Below are 3,847 nucleotides of genomic sequence, written 5' to 3'. Positions count from 1 at the left end.
AAGTGGCAAAGTTTTACTCTGCCCGCAGCAAGACTATCCCGCCACTTCCGTGGCTCACTTTTGCACTGACGTTCTCACGCGGTGACGCCAGTTCGAGAAGGTCTCAAACCGAACGGTATCAACCGGCTGGTCAAGCTTGATTTCTACGTGACGATGGCCGGCGGAGCCTGACAGAGCAATGATTTCGCCGGTATAGGCCTGTCCCAGGTAATACCCGCTGACCCGATCGCCGAAGGCAAGCACAGGTTGCGCAGTTTGCTGGCTGAGCCGGGCATGCAGCGTGTTCCAGTCTCTTGCTCGGTGTTGTCGGGCTATCAGTTCGAGCGCCTGCGCATGACTGATGACAGAACCACTGGCTTGCAGGGCCTGCCGGAGTGCTTTGGCCTGCGCCTTGGCAGTTTCGAGCGATGGCTGTGTCATGATCTCTCCTTGGCCTGCATTGTGGTCGGGCTTTCGTCGTACAAGCGGCCGAAATAAACGATTGTCAAAGCTACACAAAGCAGTGTGGCATCTGCGAAAGGAAACGCAAACCAAAGGCCCGAAAGCCCAGAGTGCGCGTTGAGGACGGTTACGAGCGCAGGCGTCAGAAACCAGGGCTTTACCAAAGTCAGCGCTGCTGTTCGCAGCGGATGCCCCATCGCCTGAAAGTGCATCGCAAGGACGAGGATCGGCCCGGTGACCGCATAAAGCGCTGTCATGGGACGCATGATTGCGCCGACCGCCGCGATCACCTCCTGTTTGTCGGAAAACAGCGCGCCGATCGTTTCGCCTGCCAGCAGGCCGATCAGTGTCACGCCCAAGCACCACAGGAACGCGCACCCGATTGCGAGCCGTAGGGCCGTGCCTGCCCGGTCCATGCGGCCTGCGCCGACGTTGTTTCCGGTGATGCTTTGAGTGGTCAAGGCGATGGCCATCTGGGGCAGGAAGGCCAGACCGAGGACGCGCGTCACAACTCCGTAGGCTGCGATATATGTCCCATGATCCGCCGCGACATTTCCGATGGCGAGGAGAACGGTGCTGGCCACGAGCGCCATTCCGATGAAGCTCAGGCTCAACGGCAGGCCCAAGGCGAGGATCTGCCGCCATTCGCTCAGCCAGCTGGTGGCCCAAATGGCACTGAGTGGCAAAAGGGCAGGATCGCGTTTCCGCGCCAGCAGAAGCAGCACCAGGCCAACTATTTGCGCCACCACCGTCCCGATCGCCGATCCTGCGATTCCGAGATCGAGGATCACGATCGCAACATAATTTGCTGCGACGTTCAGAAGGTTCACGAGCACAGACAGCAGCGCGATGTGCCCCGATCGCCCCTCGTTGCGCAGGGCATCAGCATGCAGGCCCAGACCGAACTGCACAGGCGCACCAAGGATCAGGATCAGCAGATACGTCTTGGCTGGCCCCGCGACGGCGTCATTTCCGGAGGCAAGAAACGAAACGATACCTGGGCCTGCCGTCAGCGCGCCGAGGATCACGACCGCACTCAGAACAAGGGCAAGCCCATGCGCACCGGCAAAAACGGCGCCGGCCTCGCGGCGCGCTCCCTTGCCCAGTCTCCGGGCCAGAAGACTCGACATGCCGCCACCTGTCAGGGTGGTCAATGCCGTCAACAGCATGACCACTGGAAATGCCAGGCTGACAGCAGCAAGGGCCTGGGCCCCGATGAACCGACCTACAAAGATTCCATCGACCACATTCAGTAAACCGCTGGTCGACATGACCACGGCCATGGGAAGGACGTTGGACAGAAACAGCCGTCTGACTGGCAGGGTTAGAAAGGGATTATCAATCGCATTGGCAGCGCGTCCAACAGACATCGCTCACTCCTCCTGAGAGGCATTTCGGATCTGGAGGGGGCCTGCATTACCCACCTGCGAAATGCTTCGAGGGTGAGATGTCGACTTGCTCCGGGCTTCACCGTGACTCGCGTCTGCAGGCGGCAGGTGCCCGGCACCTTGACAATCCGATACGAAGGTTGAGTGTGCAAGGCAACACAGGATACCCACGGAACATCAGCCTCTGTTTCCGAAATGCCGCATACAGAGGGGACACACTGTCCTTTGCGGTCGGTTTGGGCTCTCTACCGCCGTTTGATCGGGCGCTACATGCTCACATCAAGGGTAGACACTCACCTGAAAGGACGGCCCTGACCTGCCTTTCGTCACAAGGGTCGCTTGCTGCAGCGCAGCGTGCCGAAGCGGACGTCGTGCCGCTTCGGCTGTTTAGGGCATTGCTCGGCCATGAGCGCCTTGATGCCAGCGATGAACGTAGGGTCGTCCTGCGCCTTGCGGCGGTCCAGCAGGTCGGTCGCGTCAGGCCCGGCGCGGAAGCGGAGTTGATCGCCGGTGTCATTGGCGGCCTGCCAGATCACGTCGGCCACGACCTCTGGCGAGGACGGGTTCGCGGCCAGCTTGCCGAACAGACGCCCCATGGCGGCGGCGCTGGGGGCATAATCCGCGAGGCTGTCATCCATGGCAAAGTCGAAGGAGCGCCCGCCGAAATCGGTCTTGATCATGCCGGGCTGGACGATGCGCACGCGAATGCCCAGCGGCTCCAGTTCATAATGCAGCGCCTCGGACAGGCCTTCGACGGCGAACTTGGTGCCGTGATAGAGCGCGCCCAGCGGAAAGGTGATCTGCCCGCCGATGGACGAGATATTGACGATGGTCCCCGCGCGGCGCGCGCGCATGTGCGGCAGGACGGCCTTTGTCACCTCCAAAAGGCCGATCACGTTGGTGTCGAACTGGCGGCGGATGCGGTCGGTGGAAAACGCCTCCAGCGGGCCATAAGCCCCATAGCCTGCGTTGTTCAGCAGCACGTCGATGGCGCCGAAACGGTCGATGCCTGCGTTGACGGCAGCCTCGATCGACGCGGTATCCGTCACGTCGAGGTGTGTGACCAGCACGTTGTCGAGGTCGCCAAGGTCCGAGGCAGCCGGATCGCGCATGGTGGCGATGACGTTCCAGCCTTCGGACTGAAAGCGCAGCGCGGTGGCGCGGCCAATGCCAGAGGACGCGCCGGTGATGAGGATGGTGGGCATGGGTAGGCTCCTTCAGGCGTTGAGGCGCAGCATGTCGGCGATGCCGAAATTGGTCAGGACGGTGCGGGTGACGTCATGCAGCGCGGTGTTGTAGCGCTCGATTTCGGGGCCGACGCCGGTGTGGTCGACGACCGTGCGAAAGGGTTTCTCGCCAAAGGGCAAGGCCAGCAGGGCGGTGACGGCCTCGGCAATCCGCTCGGGGCGTTGATCGGGCGTTGCCTCCAGCATCTGCGCCAAGCCCTGCGCCGACAGAGCCGGGACGGCGGCGAAGTCGCCATATTCGGCCTCGCGGGCGGGGTCCTGCGGCGTGACCATTCCGTCGAAGAAGGCCGTGGGCATGGCGCCCGGCTCTATGATGCAGCTTTCGATGCCAAAGCCAGACAGTTCCGTGCGGTAGCATTCCACGATGGCCTCCAGCGCCCATTTCGAGGCGCAATAGGTGCCGTAGAACGGCGTCGCGATGCGCCCGATCAGGCTGGAGGTATACAGAATCGTGCCGCGCCCCTGCGCCCGGAAGTGCGGCAGCGCGGCGCGCATGACCCGCTGCACGCCGATGACGTTGACGTCGAAGACGCGGGTCATATCCTCGGGCGACATCAGCTCTTGAATGCCGTAGGAGCCGATCCCGGCATTGTTGAACAGAACGTCGAGCCCATCCAAAGCGGTGATCGCATGGGCCACGCCGGCATCGGTAATGGCGGTGTCGGTCACGTCCATCTCGACGATCTTGGCGCCAAGGGCCTCCAGCGCGGCGACGGTGTCTGCGTTGCGCCCCGTGCGGCTGCGCACGCTGCCCGCCACCTGATGCCCCTG

Annotated in this window: 4 protein-coding genes; all 4 read right to left on the bottom strand. The window is 62.6% G+C overall.

Features of this window, described 5'->3' with window-relative positions:
- Positions 1 to 54 precede the first annotated feature (54 nt).
- Positions 55 to 420 (bottom strand): glyoxalase superfamily protein, encoded by a 366-nt coding sequence (locus D8Z78_RS24235; protein ID WP_121634736.1) that lies wholly within the window; start codon positions 418 to 420, stop codon positions 55 to 57.
- Positions 417 to 1,811, bottom strand: a complete 1,395-nt coding sequence (locus tag D8Z78_RS24230; protein ID WP_121634738.1) for an MATE family efflux transporter — start codon at positions 1,809 to 1,811, stop codon at positions 417 to 419. Before D8Z78_RS24230 ends, D8Z78_RS24235 begins: the two co-directional genes overlap by 4 nt.
- A 344-nt stretch (positions 1,812 to 2,155) precedes the next feature.
- Positions 2,156 to 3,034 (bottom strand): SDR family oxidoreductase, encoded by an 879-nt coding sequence (locus D8Z78_RS24225; RefSeq protein WP_128910929.1) that lies wholly within the window; start codon positions 3,032 to 3,034, stop codon positions 2,156 to 2,158.
- A gap of 12 nt (positions 3,035 to 3,046) precedes the next feature.
- The coding region (locus D8Z78_RS24220) for an SDR family NAD(P)-dependent oxidoreductase (protein ID WP_128910928.1) at positions 3,047 to 3,847 on the bottom strand (801 nt) is incomplete at its 5' end.

It is taken from the genome of Tropicibacter alexandrii (assembly GCF_003667315.2).
GTDB lineage: Bacteria > Pseudomonadota > Alphaproteobacteria > Rhodobacterales > Rhodobacteraceae > Tropicibacter > Tropicibacter alexandrii.
This window is presented reverse-complemented; position numbering and strand designations above follow the sequence as displayed.

What these genes read in the sequence shown, in the direction of transcription:
- D8Z78_RS24230 (WP_121634738.1), bottom strand. Translation starts at nt 1,811, where the DNA reads ATGTCTGTTGGACGCGCTGCCAATGCGATTGATAATCCCTTTCTAACC.
- D8Z78_RS24235 (WP_121634736.1), bottom strand. Translation starts at nt 420, where the DNA reads ATGACACAGCCATCGCTCGAAACTGCCAAGGCGCAGGCCAAAGCACTC.
- D8Z78_RS24225 (WP_128910929.1), bottom strand. Translation starts at nt 3,034, where the DNA reads ATGCCCACCATCCTCATCACCGGCGCGTCCTCTGGCATTGGCCGCGCC.